Here is a 21,164-nt window from a genome sequence, read left to right on the forward strand (position 1 = left end):
CGGCCGGCGCCACTTCAGGGTACTCCCGGCTTCTGACAAATCCGGCAGAACTGGCGGACCTGCCGGAACGGGCCGCTGCGTGCGGCCCGCAGTCCGTCGGTCGGAACCGGACGGCGGAGCCCGTACCGGATCGGTCGGCGGGAGCGCGCGCCGGGCGAGGCGCCGACGGCTGATCACCGTGACCATCTGCCCGATGTGTCGCACGTCACAACTGAACAGAATGATCCGCTGAAAAGTTGTCTGTTGACTGATTCAATCAGCTGTGTCGATCATTGCTGAACCAGTTGATGTGACTCGAGCGACGTGCGCAGCACCTGTCGCAGCAAAGGAACAGTGCGATGACCGAAACCGTGGTCCGCGAAATCGAGCGTTCTCCCTACGATCTGGACGACCGGTACCGCTCCGGCTCGGGCACGGTGCTCCTCACCGGTGTCCAGGCGATCGCCCGCCAACTCGTCGAACAGCACGTGCGCGACATCCGCGACGGCCGCCGCGTGGCCACATTCGTCTCCGGGTATCCCGGCAGCCCGCTCGGCGGGCTCGACAAGCTGCTGCACGGCATGCCGAAGGTCCTCGCCGAGCACGACATCACCTTCGTGCCCGGATTCAACGAGGAACTCGCCGCAACCTCCGTATGGGGCAGTCAGGGCCAGCTGGGGGCGGGCACGCCCACCCACGACGGCGTGGTCGGCGTCTGGTACGGCAAGGGGCCCGGCCTGGACCGGGCCACCGACGCGCTGCGGCACGCGAACATGTACGGCGTGGACCCGAACGGCGGTGTCCTGCTGATGGTCGGCGACGACCCGGCGTCGAAGTCGTCGACCGTGCCCGCGGTGAGCGAACGGTCCCTCGCCGCCCTCGGGATCCCGGTCCTGTTTCCGCGCAACGCCGCCGAGATCGTCACGATGGGCCTGCACGGAGTCGCGCTGTCGCGCGCGTCCGGCTGCCTCGTCGCTCTCAAGGTCGTCGCAGACGTCGCCGACGGCGCGTGGTCCGTCGACGGTTCGGTTGCGGACCTGCGCATCACCGTTCCCGAGATCGAATGGGAGGGAAGGCCGTTCGTGTACCGGCAGCGCCCGATGGCGGCCCCGGGCGACAGCGTGATCGCCGAGGCGGACCTGTACGGGCCGCGCTGGGCGATGGTGCACGCGTACGGGAAGGCCAACGGCCTGGACGTCGTCGAGGTCGACCCCCCGCACGCCCGGATCGGACTCGCCGCCACCGGTACCACGTTCGACGCGCTGCGACAGGCCCTGCTCGATCTCGGGGTGACCGACGCCGACCTGCACCGCGCCGGCATCCGGCTGCTGCGCATCGGAATGCCGTACCCGATCGGTCCCGACCTGGTACGCGAATTCGCTTCCGGTCTCGACCAGCTCGTCGTCGTCGAGGACAAGACCGCGTTCGTCGAAACCCAGATCCGGGAGATCCTCTACGGCACCGACCATCCGCCGCGCATCGTCGGCAAGAGGGACGCCGACGGCCGGCCGCTGATGCCCGTCGACGGCGAGCTCACCGCCGGACGGATCCGCGGTCCGCTGCGCCGGGTGCTGCGCGGACACGTCGACCTCGGACCTGCGCCGTTGCCCCAGTTGCCGCTGGAGGTGCTGTCTGCCAAGCGCGCCCCGTACTTCTGCAGCGGCTGCCCGCACAACCGCTCCACGGCCCTGCCGGACGGCTCGATCGGCGGCGGCGGCATCGGCTGTCACGCACTCGTCACCATGTCCGGCCGCGCCGACAGCGCCGTCACCGGCCTGACCCAGATGGGTGGCGAGGGCGCGCAGTGGATCGGGCAGGCACCGTTCACCGACATCGGCCACATGTTCCAGAATCTCGGCGACGGAACGTACTTCCACTCCGGTCAGCTCGCCGTGCAGGCGTGCGTCGCGGCCGGGGTGAACATCACCTTCAAGCTGCTCTACAACGACGTCGTCGCCATGACCGGCGCGCAGGACGCCGAGGGCGCACTGACCGTTCCTGCGCTCACCCGCAAACTCGCCACCGAGGGCGTGCGCAGGATCATCGTCTGCTCCGACGACCCGAAGCGGCACCGCAAGCGCTCCCTCGCCCGCGGCGTGCAGGTCTGGCACCGCGACCGGCTCGACGAAGCACAGCGCGTGCTGCGCGAGGTCCCCGGCGTCACCGTGCTCATCTACGACCAGCACTGCGCGGCCGACGCGCGCCGGCAACGCAAGCGCGGGACCCTGCCCGCCCGCACCACCCGGGTGGTGATCAACGAGGCGGTGTGCGAGGGCTGCGGCGACTGCGGCGTCAAGAGCAACTGCCTGTCGGTGCAGCCGGTCGACACCGAGTTCGGGTCGAAGACCCGGATCGACCAGACCTCCTGCAACACCGACTACTCGTGCCTCGACGGGGACTGCCCGTCGTTCGTGACGGTCGAGGCGTCGCCCGGCCGGAAGGCTCGGCGCCGCAGCGTCCCGACGCCGCCGGCCGTGCCCGACGTCGACGTCGACACCCCGGAGGGCACCCGCAACGTCTTCCTCGCCGGCATCGGCGGCACCGGCATCGTCACCGTCAACCAGGTGCTCGCGACCGCCGCGCTGCGCGCGGGCTTCGACGTCGAGTCCCTGGACCAGATCGGCATGAGCCAGAAGGCGGGCCCGGTGGTCTCGCACCTGCGGTTCGCCGCCGACGGCCTCGCACCGGGGAACCGGGTGACCACCGGCGGTGCGTCGTGCCTGTTGGCGCTGGACCTGCTGACCGCGGCGGATGCGAAGAACCTTGCCTACGCCGACCCGCACTCGACCGTCGCGGTCGCCTCGACGAGCCGCACCCCCACCGGGGACATGGTGTACGACAGGTCGATCCGGCACCCGGACGAGCAGCAGCTGCTCGCGCGGCTGGGCGCGGTGACCCGTCGGCTGGTCTCGTTCGACGCCCTCGCCGCCGCGCAGGCGCTCTTCGGTGACACCTCCGCCGCGAACTTCCTCGTCGTCGGCGCCGCCCACCAGCTCGGCGGACTGCAGATCCCCGCCGCGGCCGTCGAGGAAGCGATCGAGATCAACGGCGTGGCGGTCGCGGCGAACATCGCGGCGTTCCGGTGGGGGCGGGTGGCGGTCGCCGACCCGGACGCGTTCGCGGCCGCGACCGAACCGGCGCGGCCCGAGCGGAGAGCCACCGTCGTACCGGAACACCTGCTGGCCGGCACCACCTTCGACGGCGAGGTGCTGCGACTCGTGCGGGTGCGCGCCGCGTCACTGATCGACTTCCAGGGTGACCGTCTCGCCGCCCGGTACATCGAGCGGGTGCAGGCGGTGTGGGAGGCCGAACGCCGCGTCACCGCGCGCACGGACTTCAGCGCGGCCGTCGCGCGCGGACTGTTCAAGTTCACCGCCTACAAGGACGAGTACGAGGTCGCGCGGATGCTCGTCGACCCCGCCTTCCTCGACGAGGTGCAGTCCCAGGTGCCCGGCGGAGCGCAACTGACCTATCGGCTGCACCCGCCCGTGCTGCGCGCACTCGGTCGCACGAAGAAGGTCGGGTTCGGTCCGAAGTCGCACGTGGCGCTGCGGGTGCTGGCCAAGGGCCGCCGGCTGCGCGGCACCCGGCTCGATCCGTTCGGGTACGCCCACGTCCGCAGGGTCGAACGCGCCCTGCTCGAGCACTACACCGCGACGATCGACCGTCTCGCTGCCGAATTGGACATCGAGAACTACGACCGTGCGGTGCAGGTCGCGGAGCTGGCGGACGCGGTCCGCGGCTACGAGGACGTCAAGCTGCGCTCCGTCGAGCAGTACCGCACACGCCTCGCCGGCCTGGGCATCGACACCGACTTCTGATGCCCCCGTCTTCCGATGTCACCGCCTTCCGACGTCACCGTCTTCTGACGTCACCGACTTCCGACGTCACCGAATCGTCTCTGTCCGAAAGGAATCCACTCGTGACCGCCTCCCTTCTCGACCACGCGCCGGCCGGAGTCTTCGACCGTTCCCGTCGCCTGTCCGACCGTCCGCACGAGCAGGTCGTCTTCTGTCAGGACGCCGCCACCGGCCTGCGCGCGATCGTCGCGATCCACTCCACCGCGCTCGGCCCCGCCCTCGGCGGCACCCGTTTCTACCCCTACGCCGACGAGGCCACCGCGCTCGAGGACGTGCTGCGCCTGTCGTGGGGCATGACCTACAAGGCCGCGGTCGCCGGGGTGAACCTCGGCGGCGGCAAGGCCGTCATCCTCGGTGACCCGGTCACGGACAAGAGCGACGCGCTGCTCGCCGCGTACGGGCGGTTCGTCGAGTCCCTCGGCGGTCGCTACGTCACGGCCGCCGACGTCGGCACCGCCGCCGGTGATCTGGACGTCGTCGGCCGGCACACCCGGCACGCGGTCGGACGCACCACCGCAGCCGGCGGATCCGGGGACAGCTCGCCGCTCACCGCGCTCGGAGTGTTCCGTGCGATGCGGGCCGGCGCCGAACATGTCTGGGGCACAGCATCTCTGGACGGACGCACCGTCGGTGTCGAGGGGCTCGGGAAGGTGGGCTACGAGCTGGTGCGGCTGCTCGTCGCCGACGGGGCCGACGTGATGGTCGCCGACGTGAACCCCGGGGCCGTGGCCCGGGTGGCCGCCGACTTCCCCGTCCGCATCGCGAGCAGCGTGGTCGACGCCCCGGTGGACGTGTACGCACCGTGTGCGCTCGGTGGGACGCTCACCACGTCGACCGGCAGCGCGCTCGGGGCGCGGCTGGTGTGCGGTGCCGCGAACAATCAGCTCGCCCGCCCCGAGGTCGAGGATCTGCTCCGCGACCGGGGCATCACCTGGGTGCCGGACTATGTCGCCAACGCCGGCGGCCTGATCCAGGTCGCCGGTGAGGTCGACGGCTCCGAGCCGAGCGTCGTCCGGTCCAGGGTGGACGCGATCTTCGACCGCACCGCCGAGATCTTCGCGATGTCGCGAACCCTGGGCATCGGGCCCGGCGCGGCGGCGAACCGGCTCGCCGAGCAGCGCATCGACGCGGCCTGACGGACGCGGGCGGCGTACCGTCCCGGCCGGTCGCACGGCGAACAGGGGAGGCACCACGGTGCCTCCCCTCTCGCTCGTGCACCGGGTGCGGGCGCGACCCGGAAGCGGTTGTCCCCGAGCGCCGGTGGGCCGAACGGCGACGTCCCTCAGCGACGGTCGCTCGTCGGCACGGAGCGCCCGTGCCCGGAGTCGCGGGTGAGATGTTCGAGCAGGGGCTGCGTCCGGTACGCCACGGGCGTCGTCAGGGCCAGCGTGGTGGTGGTGTGGGCGACGCCCTCGATCGCGTGGATGCGTTCGAGTTGCAGGAGCAGGTCCTCCTGCGACTGTGCCGCCATCCGGATCAGCAAGTCCTCCCGGCCCGTCGTCGCGTGCACCTCGAGTACTTCGGGGAATCGTTCGAGCTCCGCGATGACGTGCCCCATCCGCGCCTGCACGAGTTCCGCGCCGATGAACGCCTGCAGCGGCAGGCCGAGCTTCGGCAGATCGACCACCGGGCGATATCCCGTCACGGCGCCCGACTCCTCGAGCTTCCGGATCCGCGACTGGACGGTGTTGCGGGCGACGCCGAGCTTCGCTGCCAGATCGACTATGCCGGCTCGCGGGTTGTGGGTGAGCTCGGCGAGGAGAGCCGCGTCGAGCCGATCGAAACTGAGCACGGTGACATCCTTTCAGTTGTGATGGGCGTCACATTTGAGCATCGTGCGTAGCTGTTGCCGAAGATGTTGACACGAAAAGTGACAGTGCCATGATTGCTGCACTGAATTGCTCACGCAATCCCTCTCTGCGGCACCACAATGCGTCGCCCATGAGGGCCGTGCCCCCGGTCGCCCACGAGGTCCGGCGGGCCCCCATCCCATCCCGAGGAGCACACCATGCCCGGAGTCGGCATCTGGCGCACCAAGTCCGTCGAACAGTCCATCGCGGACACCGACGAACCCGGTTCGCGGTTGCGGCGGCAGCTGACCGCCAAGGACCTGACCGTGTTCGGCGTCGCCGTGGTGATCGGCGCCGGCATCTTCACCCTCACCGCGCGCACCGCGGGCAACGTCGCGGGCCCGTCGATCTCGCTGGCCTTCGTGCTCGCCGCGATCACGTGCGGCCTCGCGGCCCTGTGCTACGCGGAGTTCGCGTCGACCGTCCCCGTCGCCGGAAGCGCCTACACCTTCTCGTACGCGACCTTCGGTGAGTTCGCCGCCTGGATCATCGGCTGGGACCTCATCCTCGAGTTCGCGCTCGCCTCCGCCGTCGTCGCCAAGGGCTGGTCGCTGTATCTCGGCGGCATGCTCGGCGGCACCGCACACACCACGATGCACCTCGGGCCGCTCGCGGTCGACTGGGGCGCGTTGCTCATCGTCGGCGCGATCACGGTCGTGCTCGCCGTCGGCACCAAGATGTCCTCGCGTGTGTCGGCCGTCGTCACCGCCGTCAAGGTCGCCGTCGTCGTGCTGGTCATCGCGGTCGGCGTCTTCTACATCGACAAGAGCAACTACTCGCCCTACATTCCGCCGGCGGAGGGCGCGCAGGGCACCGCGAGCGGCGTGCACCAGTCGCTGTTCTCGGCGCTCACCGGGGCCGACGGCAGCAGTTACGGGTGGTACGGCCTGCTCGCCGCCGCGAGCCTGGTGTTCTTCGCCTTCATCGGCTTCGACGTGGTCGCCACCACCGCGGAGGAGGCGAAGAACCCGCAGAAGTCGCTGCCGCGCGGCATCTTCGCCTCGCTCGCCATCGTCACGGTCCTCTACGTCGGCGTGACGCTGGTGCTGACCGGCATGGTGAAGTACACCGACCTGCGGACGGGCAGCGCACTCGTCGGCGACGGCAGTGCCACCCTGGCCACCGCGTTCGAGGCTCACGGCATCACGTGGGCGCAGACGGCGATCAACATCGGCGGCCTCGCCGGCCTCACCACCGTCGTGATGGTGATGATGCTCGGCCAGACCCGCGTGCTGTTCGCGATGTCCCGGGACGGGCTGATGCCGCGGCGGCTGGCCACGACGGGCCGCAAGGGCACCCCGGTACGCATCACCCTGCTGGTCGGCAGCATCGTTGCCGTCCTCGCCGCGGTGTTCCCGATGGGTGTGCTCGAGGAGATGGTCAACATCGGCACTCTGTTCGCCTTCGCGCTGGTGTGCATCGGTGTAATGGTGCTCCGCCGCACCCGCCCCGACCTGCCGCGTGGGTTCCGGGTTCCGCTCGTGCCCCTGGTGCCGATTCTTGCGGTCCTCGCGTGCGGCTGGCTGATGCTCAACCTGTCCGTCGAGACGTGGCTGCGGTTCGGGGCCTGGATGGCCCTGGGCGTGGTGGTCTACGCCGTCTACGGCCGCCGCACGTCGGTGCTCGGGCAGCGACTCCGGGCCGAGGCGGCCCGGCGGGCCGAGGCCTCGCACGCCGTCCGCGAGCCCCGGCCGGTGTAGCGCGGCCCCGGACCCGGCCCCGCGGCGACCGCTGCGGGGTCGCGACCGTGCGACGGGTCGACGCCTCGGCGGCCACCCCGGGGCCCGCCCGGCCGGGCGGATCCCGTCACCTGGTCGCGGTCGTCAGCGGGGGAGGTCGCGCTGTGCGAGGATCGCGGGTCCCATCCAGCGTCGGAGGTATCGCCGCAGGTCGTCGTCGCTCCGCGGGGGATCGTCGGGGGAGACGAAGAAGGACTGCATCGTGCGCAGCACGTACTCGACGAGCTCGCGCAGGGCCGCCTCGTCGTATCCGTAGCGCGCCCAATCGACGTCGAAGCGCTCGATCATCGTCATCCCGAATTCCTGCGCCTCGTCGGACGTGAGGCCGTCGGGACGGACGTTCGAATACGTGCCGGTGAGCAGGAGGCCCAGATGTGGCGTGCGCCGAACCTCGGAGAGGGTGTAGACGACGCCTTCCGTCATCGCGTCCACGGGGTCCGCGAGGCCGTCGATGTGCCGGGCGAGGCGATCGAGGAATCCGTCGACCGACGCGATCGCCGCGGCCCGCATCAGCGCATCCGCGCTGGGGAAGTAGCGGTAGACCGTCTGGCGGATGACACCCAGCGATTCCGCGACCTCGGCCAGGCTGATGACGGAACCCGTCCGGCCGATCAGATCGACTGCGGCGGAAACGATTCGGCGAGACGCTTCGTCGTCGTTCTCCGGGGGGCTGCCGCCCCAACCGCGTCGTCGTGCCACTGCTCGCTTCCTCGGATCGGGCCGCATCGGGACCGGCGGATCCCCCTCGGCGGGGTCCTGTCGACCGTCCGCTCGAACGACCGACGGTAGCACGGGGGCGGTACCTCGCCCGCGCCACCGACCGTGTAACACGTTCTCATCATACGTAGGCTGCGTTATATGTATGATCGCTGCGCCGGGGCTTCGGAGCCGTCGGGGGGCCGCCGGACCAGCCCATTCCCGCAAGACGAGGTGCAACGCCCGTGACCGACCTGCAGATCCGAAGAATGAACTTCGCGTTCGAGGAAGACGACGTGCCGTTCCTGTGGAACGAGGAGAACCCGGCCTTCTCGAGCATGGCGAACGCGGTCTCGTTCCTGGCGATCGGCTTCGAGAAGATGATCGTGAAGATGATCCTCCAAGCCAAGCCGCTGATCACCGACCCCGACGTCGCCGCGGAGGCGGACGCGTTCATGCGTCAGGAAGGCCAGCACTCGACGGCACACCGGCAGCATGTCAAGGCCCTGATCGTGCGGTACCCCGGGCTCCGGGAAACCCTCGACGCCGTCATCGGGGAATTCGACCGGCTCACCGCACAGACGTCGCTGAACTACCGGCTCGCCTACACCGCAGATCTCGAGGCAACCTTCACGCCGGTGTTCAAGTTGATGCTCGACAACGAGGCCACCCTGTTCCGGCCCGGCGACGACCGGGTGGCGTCGCTGTTCATCTGGCACTTCGTCGAGGAGGTCGAACACCGGAGTTCGGCGCTCGTCGTCTTCGACTCCGTCGTCGGCTCCGACATCTACCGGATGCGCGTGGCCCCCTCGGTCTTCCGTCATGTGCTGCACGTCATCCGGCTGGCCTGCCAGGGCTTCAACGACCACGTTCCGTTGGAGGATCGCGGGATCGACGCGCTGTCGATGTTCGCGTCGTACCGGCGCGCCCAGCGTCTGCGCAGATGGTTGCCCCTCCTGCGCGCGCAGGACCACGGCCCGATGCCACGCGCCTTCGACGATCTGCCGCTCGCCGAGCAACTCGTCGCACTGGCGGGAGTGGTGCGCAGCCAGTTGCCGAAGCACGATCCGGCCCACGAGAAGTTGCCGGTACTCGCGGACGTGTGGTTCCGGCGCTACGAGGACGGCTACGACGTCACGCGCTGGTACACCGCCGACGCGGTCGCATCGTAGGGAGCCGCCTCGATGACCGACCTGTGCTCACCCACCTTCGCCGAACTCGCCGCGTCCCTGGGCTTCTCGTGCCAGGAGGCCGGTGGCCTCGTCGAGGTCCGCAACCCCTCGGCCCTGGAGAACTGGACCCTTCCCGTTCTCGAGGTCACCATCGTGCTCGGCGCGGTGCTCGCGCTCGTGCTCGCCGTCGTGCGCCTGCGCCGCCACGGCGACCCCACCACTCTGGTGCTCTGGTTCGGTGCCACCGCCTACCTGTTCGTCATCGAACCTCCGCTGTACTTCCCGGCTGCCTTCGGCATCGAGGAGCACGTGGACACGATGTTCGCCCACAACGTGTTCACCGTGGAATTCCTGTGGGGCCGGCTCCCGCTGTACATCGTCGCGATCTACCCGCTGATGGCCACGCTGGCGTTCGAGATCGTCAGAATGCTGGGGGTGTTCCGCCGCCACGGAGTTCTCGTCGGGGCCGTGTGCGTGGGATTCGTGCACCACGCGTTCTACGAGATCTTCGACCATCTCGGACCCCAGTTGCGCTGGTGGCACTGGGCGGTGACGAATCCGATCAACCAACCCCTGTTCGATGCGGTCCCGCTCCCGAGCGTGGTGGTGTTCGCCGCGCTCTGGCCGATGTCGCTGGCGCTGTGCGTGCAGTTCTTCGTCGGTCGCCACGTCGACCGCGGCCGACACTTCTCCGGTCTCGAGCTGGTGTGGCGCACCGTCGTGATCGGCCTGCTGGCGTCACTGGGCACGTTCGTTCTCCCGCTCCCGGCGACCGTCCTGGGCATGGGCAGTACCACGGTCCGGGCGGTGGTCTACGTGGTGGAACTGGCCGTCGTCACCGTCGTCGGGGTCGTGGTGCTCGTTCGCCGCTGGGTGTGCCTGCGACGGGGCGAGCCGGCGGTTCCCGCGTACACGAACCGATTCGTCCAGGTCTACAGCGTGGTGTATCTCGTCGTCATGGCGTTCCTGTGGGTCACCGCGCTGCCTGAGTTCTTCCGTGCCGTCGACGGCGTGACGAGCACCGGCGACCCGGTGGGCAACCTGTGGTACGCGCTGGCGTGCTTCGTCGTCGCGGCACTGTGCGTGGCCGCCACGCTGACCGTGCCGCAGGGCACGAGCGACACCACGCCCGCCCACGCGCGGGCGCCTGCCGCATAGCGGATCCGCGTACCCCGCAGGTACGAGGGGCCGCAGACACGAGTCCACCCGCCTCGCGGAACGCAAGGCGGGTGGACTCGTGACGAACGACGTGCGGAATCGACTCAGCAGTCGTAGTACAGCTGGAACTCGTACGGGTGCGGCCGCAGGTTGACCGGGGCGATCTCCTGCTCGCGCTTGAGCGAGATCCAGGTCTCGATCAGGTCGGAGGTGAACACGCCGCCCTCGGTGAGGTACTCGTGGTCGCGCTCGAGGTTGTCGATCACGGTCGCGAGGCTGGTCGGGGCCTGCGGGATGTTCCGGGCCTCCTCCGGCGGGAGCTCGTAGAGGTCCTTGTCGACCGGCGCCATCGGCTCGATCTTGTTCTTGATGCCGTCCAGACCGGCGAGCATCTGCGCCGCGAACGACAGGTACGGGTTGCCCGAGGCGTCCGGCGCGCGGAACTCGAGGCGCTTGGCCTTCGGGTTGTTGCCGGTGATCGGGATGCGGACCGCGGCGGAGCGGTTGCGCTGGCTGTAGACCAGGTTGATCGGGGCCTCGTAGCCGGGCACGAGGCGGTGGTACGAGTTGATCGTGGGGTTGGTGAACGCCAGCAGCGACGGCGCGTGGTGCAGGATGCCGCCGATGTACCAGCGCGCGAGGTCCGACAGGCCCGCGTAACCGGCCTCGTCGTGGAACAGCGGCTTGCCTTCCTTCCACAGCGACTGGTGCACGTGCATGCCCGAGCCGTTGTCGCCGAACAGCGGCTTCGGCATGAAGGTCACCGACTTGCCGTGCTTCCACGCGGTGTTCTTGACGATGTACTTGAACAGCTGCAGGTCGTCGGCCGCGCCGAGCAGGGTGTTGAACTTGTAGTTGATCTCGGCCTGACCGGCGGTACCGACCTCGTGGTGGCCGCGCTCGAGTTCGAAGCCGGCGTTCTGCAGGTTGGTGGAGATCTCGTCGCGCAGGTCCACATAGTGGTCGTACGGCGCGACGGGGAAGTAGCCGCCCTTGGGGCGGACCTTGTAGCCGAGGTTCGGCGAGCCGTCGGCGTTGGCCTCGACGCCGGTGTTCCACGCGCCGGAGACCGAGTCGATCTCGTAGAACGCGCCGTTCATCTGCGAGTCGTAGCGGATCGAGTCGAAGATGTAGAACTCGGCCTCGGCACCGAAGAACGCGGTGTCGGCGATGCCGGTGCTGGCCAGGTACTCCTCGGCCTTACGGGCGACGTTGCGCGGGTCGCGGCTGTAGGACTCGCGAGTGAACGGGTCGTGGACGAAGAAGTTGACGTTGAGCGTCTTGGCGGCGCGGAAGGGGTCGATGCGCGCGGTGGTCACGTCCGGCAGCAGCATCATGTCCGACTCGTGGATGGACTGGAAGCCGCGGACGGAGGAACCGTCGAACGCCAGGCCGTCCTCGAACACGTCCTTGGTGAACGCAGCCGCGGGGATCGAGAAGTGCTGCTGGATGCCGGGGAGGTCGCTGAACCGGACATCGACGTACTCGACGTTTTCGTCCTCGATGTACTTGATGACCTCTTCGGCCGAGGTGAACGCCACGCTTGTGCTCCTTCAGTCAATGCGCGCCATGGGGATGGGGCGTCTGCGTCGGATACAGACCGTATTGAGCTGGTGTTGCCCGACCATCAATCCCATGTTTCACCGATGTTACAGCTCGTCTTCCGGTGTCGTGAGGACTGCATTTGTGGTAGAAGTCACCGGCGGGCACGTGGGTCGGGCCGGTCCGTCCGTTGCACCCTATCCTGGACACCATGGCACGCATGACCGGCAGCTGGCTCTCCGGACCCGCTGCGGCGATCCCCAAGGGGCAGGACAAGGCCCAGGACTACCGCGGGCAGCTGCTCGGACTACCCGCGAGCGGGCGCGGTGCGCTCGCCGGTACCGGCCGGCGCGCGAGCGCGCTGGCGATCGACTGGCTCACCTCCGTCGGCATCGCAACCGCGATCGTGGGGGAGCGGCCCTTCGAGAATCCCCAGCTGTCCACCTACACCCTGCTCGTGTGGTTCGTGGTCGGGGTGCTCACGGTGACGCTGTTCTCGTTCACGCCGGGCCAGTATCTGGTCGGCCTGCAGGTCGCCCGGGTCGACGCGCCGGTGCGGGTGGGACTGATTCGCGCCCTGGCGCGGCAGCTGCTGCTCGTGTTCATCGCGCCGGCCGTCGTCACCGACGTCGACGGCCGCGGCCTGCAGGACCGGGCGACCGGCACGGCGCTCGTGCGGTCCCGCTGACGCGTCCGTCCCCGAAACGTCGAACGGGAGCCTGCACCGGGTAGGTGCAGGCTCCCGTCGTCGGGACGGACCTCAGCGCCGGCGCATGGTGCGCTGCACGCTGCGCATCTTCGCACCGGCGGGCATCGGACCCTTCGGGAGCGCGGCGCCGGACTTCTTCGTGCTCAGGGCGGCCAGCCGGCCCTCGATCGCGTCCATCCGCTTGGTGTCGATGTTGCGCGGCAGTTTCGACAGGTGCTTCTGCAGCTGTGACAGCGGGACCTGACCCTCGTCGTTGCCGACCACGATGTCGTAGATCGGCGTGTCGCCCACGAGGCGCGCGACTCGCTTCTTCTCCTGTGCGAGAAGGGCTTTCACGCGCTGCGGGGCTCCCTCGGCCACCAGGATCACGCCCGGGCGGCCGATGACGCGGTGCACGGCGTCGAGTTGCGTGGTGCCGGCCACCGCATGCGTGACGCGCCAGGAGCCCTGCAGGTTGTCCAGCGCCCACGCCGCCGCACCGGCCTGGCCCTCGGCCTTGCCGTACACCGTCTTCTGCACCCGGCGACCGAAGATGACGAACGCGAGCAGCACGCCCACGAGCAGGCCGACCGGCAGAAGGAACCACTCGATACCGAAGATCAGCCCGATCAGGAAGAACACCAGGGTGGAGACGACGATCGCACCGATCATCCACGGCAGCAGCAGCTTGTCTTCCTTGCGCTGCAGCTGGAACGCCTGCCAGAGCTGGGTTCGCCGCTCCTTCGACGCCTGCTTGCGCGCGGCCTTCGCTGCGGCCTTCGCTTCCTTGTCGGGTTTGCTGCCTCTCGCCATAGCACCCAGGATACTTTCCCCGCGGTGTCCTTCTCGCCACCGCGGGTCCGGTGCGGCTACGAGGTCAGACGCGCCAGCACGGAGCTGGCTTCCTGGGCCGCCGTGCCCCCCTCGGCCAGGTGCGCCTGTGCGGCGGGCAGCTCGCGGCCGTGGTGCGCCATCGCCTGCGCGTACAGGCGCCCCGCGCGGTACGACGACCGGACCAGCGGCCCGGCCATCACGCCGGCGAACCCGATCTCCTCGGCGGTCTTCGAGTGCGCCACGAACTCCTCGGGCTTGACCCAGCGCTCGACGGGATGGTGCCGCGGCGACGGGCGCAGGTACTGGGTGATGGTGACGATGTCGCAGCCGGCGGCGTGCAGGTCGTGCAGCGCCTCGGTGACCTCCTCCGGCGTCTCGCCCATGCCGAGGATCAGATTGGACTTGGTCACCAGCCCGAACTCGCGGGCCGCGGTGATCACGTCCAGCGACCGCTGGTAGCGGAACGCCGGGCGGATGCGCTTGAAGATCCGGGGCACGGTCTCGACATTGTGCGCGAGCACCTCGGGACGTGATTCGAAGACCTCGGTGAGCAGCTCCGGCTTGCCGTTGAAGTCGGGGATGAGATTCTCGACGCCGGTGCCCGGGTTGAGCTCGTGGATCTGCCGCACGGTCTCGGCGTAGAGCCACGCACCGCCGTCGGGCAGGTCGTCGCGGGCGACACCGGTGATCGTGGAGTACCGCAGGCCCATGGCCTGCACGGACTCGGCGACCCGGCGCGGCTCGTCGCGGTCGAGCTCGGCGGGCTTACCGGTGTCGATCTGACAGAAATCGCATCGACGGGTGCACTGCTCGCCACCGATGAGGAACGTCGCCTCCCGATCCTCCCAGCATTCGTAGATGTTGGGACAACCGGCCTCCTCGCAGACCGTGTGCAGGCCTTCGCGCCGCACCAGTCCCTTCAGCTCGGAGTACTCCGGGCCCATCTTCGCCCGGGTCCTGATCCAGTTCGGCTTACGTTCGATCGGCGTCTGTGCGTTTCGGGTCTCGATCCGCAGCAGCTTGCGTCCTTCTGGGGCCACAGTCACGGACCCGATCCTACGCCCGACGGTACGGACCGGGCTCACCCCGGGGCGGGCCCCCGGAGGCGCCGCTCAGCCGTACCGCACCGTGGTGAACTCCGGGCGCGGGGTCTGCGGCGGCTCGGCACCGACAGCCTGTTCGAACGTCACCCGTTCGATGTCGTGGTCCGTCACCGGCAGGCGGCCGTCGAGCGCGTCGATCACCGCCGCCGTCACCGCCGGCATCACCTCGGCGACGGTGACGTCCCGGCCGAGCTCACCGGTGAGCGAGGTGACGCCCGCGTCGCGGATGCCGCACGGCACGATCGAGTCGAACGCGTCCAGGGTGGCGTCGCAGTTGAGGGAGAACCCGTGCATCGTCACCCCGCGCTGCACCCGCACCCCGATCGCGGCGACCTTGCGCTCGGGCAGCCAGTGCCCGTCGCGCAGCTCGGCCGGCAGCCACACCCCCGAGCGGCCCTCCACGCGGCCGCACGTGAGCCCGAGGTCGGTACAGACCTCGATCAGTGCCTGCTCGAGACGTCGCACGTAGCCGACGACGTCGATGGGTTCACCGAGCCGGATGATCGGGTAGCCCACCAGCTGTCCGGGTCCGTGCCAGGTGATCTTGCCGCCGCGGTCGACGTCGATCACCGGCGTGCCGTCCGTGGGGCGGTCCTCCGGGTCGGTGCGCTTGCCGGCGGTGTACACGGGCGGATGCTCGAGCAGCAGCAGGGTGTCGACACCGCGGCCCTCGGCCCGGTCGGCGGCGATCTCCCGTTGCCGCTCCCACGCTTCCAGATAACCGATCAGCCCCAGATGCGCCACCGCGACGGGTTCGGAATCGAAACGGGCGGAGGAAGATGCGCTGCTCATAGTCCTCGACCCTACGCCGTCGGAGAGCCGTCGCGAAGAGGTGGCTTCAGGTTCCGAGCGTGTGTGCCAGGGCGGCTCCGATCGTCGGATACCGGAACTCGAAGCCCGCCGACTCGAGGACCGCCGGCAACGCGCGCTGCCCGGTGAGCACCAGGGCGTGCGCCATCTCCCCGACGACCGCGCCGACCACGAATCCGGGCGTCGTCCACGGCGCCGGGCGGTGCACCGAATGCGCCAGCGCTTCCGTGAACCGGGCGTTGGTCACGGGAGCGGGGCCGGTGACGTCGACCGGACCGGCGATATCGCCGCGGCCGAGGACGAAGCCCAGCGCCGCCACCACGTCCTCGAGCGCCACCCACGACATGTACTGCCGGCCGTCACCGAGCCGGGAACCGAGGCCGAGCCGGAAGAGCGGATGGAGGCGGCGCAGGATGCCGCCGTGCGGGCTGAGAACGATCCCGATGCGGAGGACGATCGTGCGCACCCCGGCGGCGCGTGCGGGCGCGGTGGCGGCCTCCCAGTCGCGGCACAGGTCCGCGACGAACCCCCGCCCGGCGGGGCTGCGTTCGTCCACCACGTCCTCGCCGGTGTTCCCGTAGACGCCGACGGCGCCCGCATTGACCAGCGTCGGCACCCCGGCGGAGGCGGCGGCGGTGGCGAGGACGTCGGTCGGGACGATCCGGCTGTCGCGCAGTTCCTGCTTGACCGCGCCGGACCAGCGACGCTCGTCCATTCTCGAGCCGCACAGATTCACCACGGCGTCGACGCGGTCGAGCGCCGCGGGATCGACCCGGCCCGTCGGCGGGTCCCAGAACCATTCGTCCGGCGCTGCCGGCGGACGGCGGACGAGGCGACGCACCTCGTGCTCGTGCGCTCGCAACCATGCCACCGAGGCCGTTCCGATCAGCCCCGACGAGCCCGCCACGAGGATGCGCATGCCGGTGATTGTCCCGCATTCGCAGAGGCCGGGACGCGGAAGCGGGGGCCTCGTCGGTGTGACGATGCCCCCGCTTCCCGGTCCGGTGAGTGCCGGGCTACACCCGGTGGATCACAGGCCCAGATCGGCGTCGAACGCCGCTTCCTCGAGACGGTGCTTGATCGTGGTGAGGAACCGGCCCGCGTCCGCACCGTCGATCAGGCGGTGATCGTAGGTCAGCGGCAGGTAGCACATCGACCGGACACCGATCGACTCGTTGCCCACCTCGTCGGTGACGACCACCGGTCGCTTGACGATCGCGCCGGTGCCCAGCATCGCCGCCTGCGGCGGCACCAGGATCGGCGTGTCGAACAGGGCGCCCTGGCTGCCGATGTTCGTGATCGTGAAGGTGCCGCCGGCCAGCTCGTCCGGCTTCAGGCCACCGCTGCGCGCCCGCTTGGCGATGTCCGCGATCGCGCGGGCCAGGCCGGCCAGCGACAGGTCGCCGGCGTTGTGGATCACCGGGGAGAGCAGACCCTGCTCGGTGTCCACGGCGATGCCGAGGTGCTCGGCGGCGTGGTAGGTGATCTCCTTCTTGTCCTCGTCGTAGGAGGCGTTGATGTTCGGATGCGCCTTGAGGGCCTCGACGACGGCCTTTGCGAAGAAGGGCAGGAAGGTGAGGTTGACGCCCTCACGTTCGGCGAAGGTCGCCTTCGCCTGCGACCGCAGATGCGCGATCTTGGTGACATCGACCTCGAAGGTCTGGGTGAGCTGTGCGGTGGTCTGCAGGGACTCGCGCGTCTTGATCGCGGTGATCTGGCGGATCCGGTTGACCTTCTGCGTGGTGCCGCGCAGGTGGGCGAGCTCGGGCCGGACGCCGGCGGTCGTGGCCGGAGCGGCGGCCGGAGCCTTGGCGGCGGGAGCCTTCGGGGCCTCGGCAGCGGGGGCCTTCGCGGCCTCGGCGGCGGCGAGCACGTCCTGCTTGCGGATGCGTCCGCCGACTCCGGTGCCGGACACCTTCGACAGGTCGACGTCGTGCTCGGCGGCGAGCTTGCGGACGAGGGGCGTGACATACGGCGTGGCGCCACCCGGGGTCTCCGCGGCAGCGGGCGCCGGGGCGGGCGCCGGAGCGGCCTGCTTCGCGGGCTCCGGGGCGGGCTGCTTCGCGGGCTCGGGGGCCGCCTGCTTCGCCGGCTCGGGCTCGGGCTCGGGCTTCGGTTCCGGCTTCGGTTCCGGCTTCGGTTCGGGCTTCGACGGCGCCGCGGCCGGGGTTCCCGACCCGATCACCGCGAGCTGTCCGCCGACCTCGACGGTCTCGTCCTCGTCGGCGTTGATCTCGAGGAGCACACCGGCCACAGGGGACGGGATCTCCGTGTCGACCTTGTCCGTGGACACCTCGAGCAGGGGTTCGTCTACCGCGATCTCGTCTCCGACAGACTTCAGCCACCGGGTGACGGTGCCTTCGGTCACGGACTCACCGAGCGCCGGCATGGTGACCGGAGTGCCTTCGGCGGAGCCGGTGTCGGAACCGGACGAAGCCGGCGCCGGCTCGGGTTCCGGCTCGGGTTCGGGCTCCGGGGTGGACTGCTCCTCGGGCGCCGCCTCCTCCGACGGGGCGGCAGTGGGAGCGGTCGACGATCCTCCGTCGTCGGCGGAGTCACCGATCACCGCCAGCTCACCGCCGATCTCGATCGTCTCGTCCTCCTGGGCGACGATCTTCACCAGCACACCGGCCGCGGGCGAGGGGATCTCGGTGTCGACCTTGTCCGTGGAAACTTCGAGCAGCGGCTCGTCGACTTCGACCGTGTCTCCTTCCTGCTTGAGCCATCGCGTGACAGTTCCCTCGGTGACGCTCTCACCAAGCGCTGGCATCTGGACGGAGAAGGCCATGTCTGTTGACTCCTCGACGGTTGTATTCGGGTGTGTTGAGTTGTGCCGACCGATGGTCGCGGACCATTGTGTGGTCGCTGACCATTGTGCTCGAGGCCACGGTCTCGTGCGGTGTCTTGCGGTGTTCGGTTGAGACCACACCCGATGCCGGGTATGACCTCGACCATCCTTGCACTGATCCCTCGGCGGCGTTCGACGAGGGTTGGGTCGCGTGCGCCCGCGCGTCCCCGCAACCCGGCAGGGACGCGCGGGACGGATCACCCGTTGTTCGCGATGTCCTCGATGACGGCGATGAGGGTGCGCACCGGGACGCCGGTGCCGCCCTTGCCGACATAGCCGAACGGGCTCCCGGTGTTGAAGGCCGGCCCGGCGATGTCGATGTGGGCCCACTGCACACCCTCGGCGACGAACTCCTTCAGGTACAGGCCGGCGGCGAGCATCCCGCCCCAGCGATGCGGCGTGACGTTGGCCAGGTCGGCGACCCGGGACTTCAGGTCCGCGCGCAGCTCGGCCGGCAACGGCATCGCCCACCCGTTCTCCCCCACCTCCTGCGAGAGCCGGGCGACGCGGTCCCGGAACTCGTCGGTGCCCATGACGCCGGGCGTCCGCGTCCCCAGCGCGACCATCTGCGCGCCGGTGAGCGTCGCGGTGTCGATCAGGTAGTCGGGCTCGTCCTCGCAGGCGCGGACGATGGCGTCGGCCAGGATGAGACGGCCCTCGGCGTCCGTGTTGATCACCTCGACGGTGGTGCCGCCGTACTGGGTCAGCACGTCGCCGGGTCGCTGTGCCGTCGCGGACGGCATGTTCTCGGCCATCGGTACCGTCGCGGTCACGTCCGCCGCCACGCCGAGCTTCGCGGCGAGCACGACCGTCGCGACCACCGCCGCCGCACCCCCCATGTCGGACGTCATGTTCTCCATCCCGGCGGCCGGCTTGATGGAGATGCCGCCGGTGTCGAACGTGATGCCCTTGCCGACGAGCGCGACCTTCGGAGCCTTCCGCTTCTTCGCCGAGTAGCTCAGGCGCACGAGCCGCGGCGGACGCGACGATCCCTTGCCGACCCCGACGATGCCGCCGTAACCCTGCTGCTCGAGCGCCTTCTCGTCCAGCACCTCGACCTTCAACCCGGCGGCGGTGCCGAGCGCCTTCGCGCGCTCGGCGAACTCGGCCGGGAACAGGTGACTCGGCGGGGTGTCGACGAACCGGCGGGCGGTGGCGACCGCCTCGGCGACGGCGACCGACCGGGCCAGCTCCGCCTTGGCCTCTCGGGCGCGGGGCGACGAGACGAGCAGTTCGATCCGGGCCGGCGGCTGCGCGTCGCCGGCGTTCGACTTGGTGGTGCGGAACTCGGTGAACGTGTAGGCGCCGAGCGCGAAGCCCTCTGCGGTTGCGCCGAGATCCACGGCGGACAGGGTCGTCGCGACCACGGGGACGCCGGCGAGGGCGCGCGCCGCAGCGCCGGCGGAGCGGCGCACCTGCTCGGCGTCGAGCTTGTCGGCGGCGCCGAGCCCGACGGCGAGGACGCTGGTGACCGGCAGGGCGGCGGGCGCGGGGATCCGGGTGACCTCCTCGGCTCTGCCCTCGGCGCCGACGGACTGCAGGGCGTCGAGCAGTCCGCCGAGGACGTCCTCGTCCACCAGGCCGTCGCCGAGCAGGGCCTCGGGGCCGCCGTCGCCGGCGGTCAGCCCGACGACGAGGACGTCCGCGCGCTTGGACACGCTTCCGGCGAGAACGAGTTCGGGAAGGGTGGGCGAAAGGGCACTCACAGGCGTCTCCTAGGGGGGAAGGGGGTCGTGGCACCGATGCTAGTGATCTCGGGGGGTGGGATAGCGTGGGGCACATGAGCGACCAGCCACTGCTGCAGGGCCCGATCCACGCCGTCCACACCGAACTCGGAGCGACCTTCGCGGCCTTCGGTGGCTGGCAGATGCCCGTTTCGTACGCCGGTACCGTGGCCGAGCACACCGCCGTGCGCGAGAACGTCGGCCTGTTCGACGTCAGTCATCTGGGCAAGGCTCTCGTCGCCGGACCGGGCGCGGCGGACTATGTCGACGCCACCCTCACCAACGACCTGCGCAAGATCGGGCCGGGCAAGGCGCAGTACACCCTCTGCTGCACCGAGTCCGGCGGTGTCACCGACGACCTGATCGTCTACTACGTCTCCGACGAGGAACTGTTCCTCGTGCCGAACGCCGCGAACACCGCAGCGGTCGTCGAGGTCCTCGCCGCGCATGCCCCCGAAGGCGTGACGGTGACGAACCAGCACCGGGACCACGGTGTGTTCGCCGTGCAGGGACCGAACTCCGAGGCCGTCCTGCAGGGGCTGGGGCTGCCCACCGACCTGGGCTACATGAGCTTCGTGGACGCCCGGTGGAACGATCTGCCGGTACGGGTGTGCCGCACCGGATACACCGGTGAGCGCGGCTTCGAACTGGTGCCGCGGTGGGCCGACGCCGAGTCGCTGTTCCGTGCCCTGGCCGACGCCGTGCGTGCGGCCGGCGGTCAGGCCGCCGGCCTCGGGGCTCGCGACACTCTGCGGACCGAGATGGGATACCCGTTGCACGGGCACGAACTGTCGGAGGCCATCTCGCCCCTGCAGGCTCGCTGCGGGTGGGCCGTGGGCTGGAGCAAGCCGGCCTTCCGCGGCCGCGCGGCGCTCGTCGCGGAGAAGGAGTCCGGTCCGGCGCGGCGACTGTGGGGCGTGCGGGCGCTCGACCGCGGGGTGCTGCGACCCGGCCTGAAGGTGTTGCGCGACGGAACTCCGGTGGGGGAGACGACGTCCGGCACGTTCTCCCCGACGTTGAAGGTCGGGATCGCGCTGGCGCTTCTCGAGACGGCGGGGGACCCGGCCGCCGGTGACGAGGTCACGGTCGACGTCCGTGGACGCGCCCTGCGCGCCCAGCTCGTCGCGCCTCCGTTCGTGCCCGACCACACCAAGTAGGACC

16 protein-coding genes are annotated in these 21,164 nt (G+C 70.0%); 7 read left to right on the forward strand and 9 right to left on the reverse strand.

Annotated features, from left to right (window positions below):
• Positions 1-338 precede the first annotated feature (338 nt).
• Together RR3_RS08340 and RR3_RS08345 are read left to right on the forward strand one after the other, a co-directional pair.
• On the forward strand, positions 339-3,800 hold the full coding sequence (locus tag RR3_RS08340; RefSeq protein ID WP_064066130.1) for an indolepyruvate ferredoxin oxidoreductase family protein: 3,462 nt from the start codon (positions 339-341) through the stop codon (positions 3,798-3,800).
• Positions 3,801-3,901: 101 nt separating this feature from the next.
• Positions 3,902-4,975 (forward strand): Leu/Phe/Val dehydrogenase, encoded by a 1,074-nt coding sequence (locus RR3_RS08345; RefSeq protein WP_064066131.1) that lies wholly within the window; start codon positions 3,902-3,904, stop codon positions 4,973-4,975.
• 146 nt (positions 4,976-5,121) lie between these two features.
• Here the strand turns inward: RR3_RS08345 and RR3_RS08350 are convergent, their stop codons facing one another.
• Positions 5,122-5,631 carry an Lrp/AsnC family transcriptional regulator gene (locus RR3_RS08350; RefSeq protein WP_010594318.1) on the reverse strand — a complete coding sequence of 170 codons (510 nt, stop codon included), beginning with the start codon at positions 5,629-5,631 and terminating at the stop codon, positions 5,122-5,124.
• Positions 5,632-5,847: 216 nt separating this feature from the next.
• On the opposite strand from RR3_RS08350, the gene RR3_RS08355 reads away from it, so the two are divergent.
• Entirely contained in the window at positions 5,848-7,389 is a 1,542-nt protein-coding gene (locus tag RR3_RS08355; RefSeq protein WP_064066132.1) for an amino acid permease, read from the forward strand.
• A gap of 123 nt (positions 7,390-7,512) precedes the next feature.
• Here RR3_RS08355 and RR3_RS08360 read toward each other — a convergent pair whose 3' ends face one another.
• Positions 7,513-8,127: a TetR/AcrR family transcriptional regulator gene (locus tag RR3_RS08360; protein ID WP_040275251.1), complete on the reverse strand. Its 615-nt coding sequence runs from the start codon at positions 8,125-8,127 to the stop codon at positions 7,513-7,515.
• 242 nt (positions 8,128-8,369) lie between these two features.
• On the opposite strand from RR3_RS08360, the gene RR3_RS08365 reads away from it, so the two are divergent.
• Together RR3_RS08365 and RR3_RS08370 are read left to right on the forward strand one after the other, a co-directional pair.
• On the forward strand, positions 8,370-9,296 hold the full coding sequence (locus tag RR3_RS08365) for a metal-dependent hydrolase (protein WP_059174729.1): 927 nt from the start codon (positions 8,370-8,372) through the stop codon (positions 9,294-9,296).
• Between the two features lie 12 nt (positions 9,297-9,308).
• Positions 9,309-10,454, forward strand: a complete 1,146-nt coding sequence (locus RR3_RS08370) for a hypothetical protein (protein WP_048770953.1) — start codon at positions 9,309-9,311, stop codon at positions 10,452-10,454.
• A 104-nt stretch (positions 10,455-10,558) separates the two neighbouring features.
• Here RR3_RS08370 and glnA read toward each other — a convergent pair whose 3' ends face one another.
• A complete protein-coding gene (gene glnA, locus RR3_RS08375) occupies positions 10,559-11,995 on the reverse strand; it encodes a type I glutamate--ammonia ligase (protein WP_010594323.1) in 1,437 nt (478 codons plus the stop codon).
• 212 nt (positions 11,996-12,207) lie between these two features.
• On the opposite strand from glnA, the gene RR3_RS08380 reads away from it, so the two are divergent.
• Entirely contained in the window at positions 12,208-12,684 is a 477-nt protein-coding gene (locus RR3_RS08380; protein ID WP_026137663.1) for an RDD family protein, read from the forward strand.
• Between the two features lie 72 nt (positions 12,685-12,756).
• Here the strand turns inward: RR3_RS08380 and RR3_RS08385 are convergent, their stop codons facing one another.
• From RR3_RS08385 to RR3_RS08410, 6 genes are all read right to left on the reverse strand, one after another.
• Complete coding sequence (locus tag RR3_RS08385) at positions 12,757-13,497, reverse strand: DUF4191 domain-containing protein (protein ID WP_010594325.1); 741 nt, start codon at positions 13,495-13,497, stop codon at positions 12,757-12,759.
• A 56-nt stretch (positions 13,498-13,553) separates the two neighbouring features.
• The gene (lipA, locus tag RR3_RS08390; RefSeq protein WP_026137664.1) at positions 13,554-14,564 is read right to left on the reverse strand and encodes a lipoyl synthase; all 1,011 of its coding nucleotides are present in this window, start codon (positions 14,562-14,564) and stop codon (positions 13,554-13,556) included.
• A 66-nt stretch (positions 14,565-14,630) separates the two neighbouring features.
• On the reverse strand, positions 14,631-15,413 hold the full coding sequence (lipB, locus tag RR3_RS08395; protein ID WP_017680361.1) for a lipoyl(octanoyl) transferase LipB: 783 nt from the start codon (positions 15,411-15,413) through the stop codon (positions 14,631-14,633).
• A gap of 46 nt (positions 15,414-15,459) precedes the next feature.
• A complete protein-coding gene (locus RR3_RS08400) occupies positions 15,460-16,350 on the reverse strand; it encodes a TIGR01777 family oxidoreductase (protein ID WP_017680362.1) in 891 nt (296 codons plus the stop codon).
• Between the two features lie 111 nt (positions 16,351-16,461).
• Complete coding sequence (sucB, locus tag RR3_RS08405; RefSeq protein ID WP_064066133.1) at positions 16,462-18,219, reverse strand: 2-oxoglutarate dehydrogenase, E2 component, dihydrolipoamide succinyltransferase; 1,758 nt, start codon at positions 18,217-18,219, stop codon at positions 16,462-16,464.
• 257 nt (positions 18,220-18,476) lie between these two features.
• Positions 18,477-19,985, reverse strand: coding sequence for a leucyl aminopeptidase (locus RR3_RS08410; protein ID WP_064066134.1), 1,509 nt, complete (start codon positions 19,983-19,985; stop codon positions 18,477-18,479).
• 74 nt (positions 19,986-20,059) lie between these two features.
• On the opposite strand from RR3_RS08410, the gene gcvT reads away from it, so the two are divergent.
• The gene (gcvT, locus tag RR3_RS08415) at positions 20,060-21,160 is read left to right on the forward strand and encodes a glycine cleavage system aminomethyltransferase GcvT (RefSeq protein WP_026137665.1); all 1,101 of its coding nucleotides are present in this window, start codon (positions 20,060-20,062) and stop codon (positions 21,158-21,160) included.
• Positions 21,161-21,164 lie beyond the last annotated feature (4 nt).

The sequence above is a fragment of the Rhodococcus ruber NBRC 15591 genome (assembly GCF_001894945.1).
Lineage (GTDB): Bacteria > Actinomycetota > Actinomycetes > Mycobacteriales > Mycobacteriaceae > Rhodococcus > Rhodococcus ruber.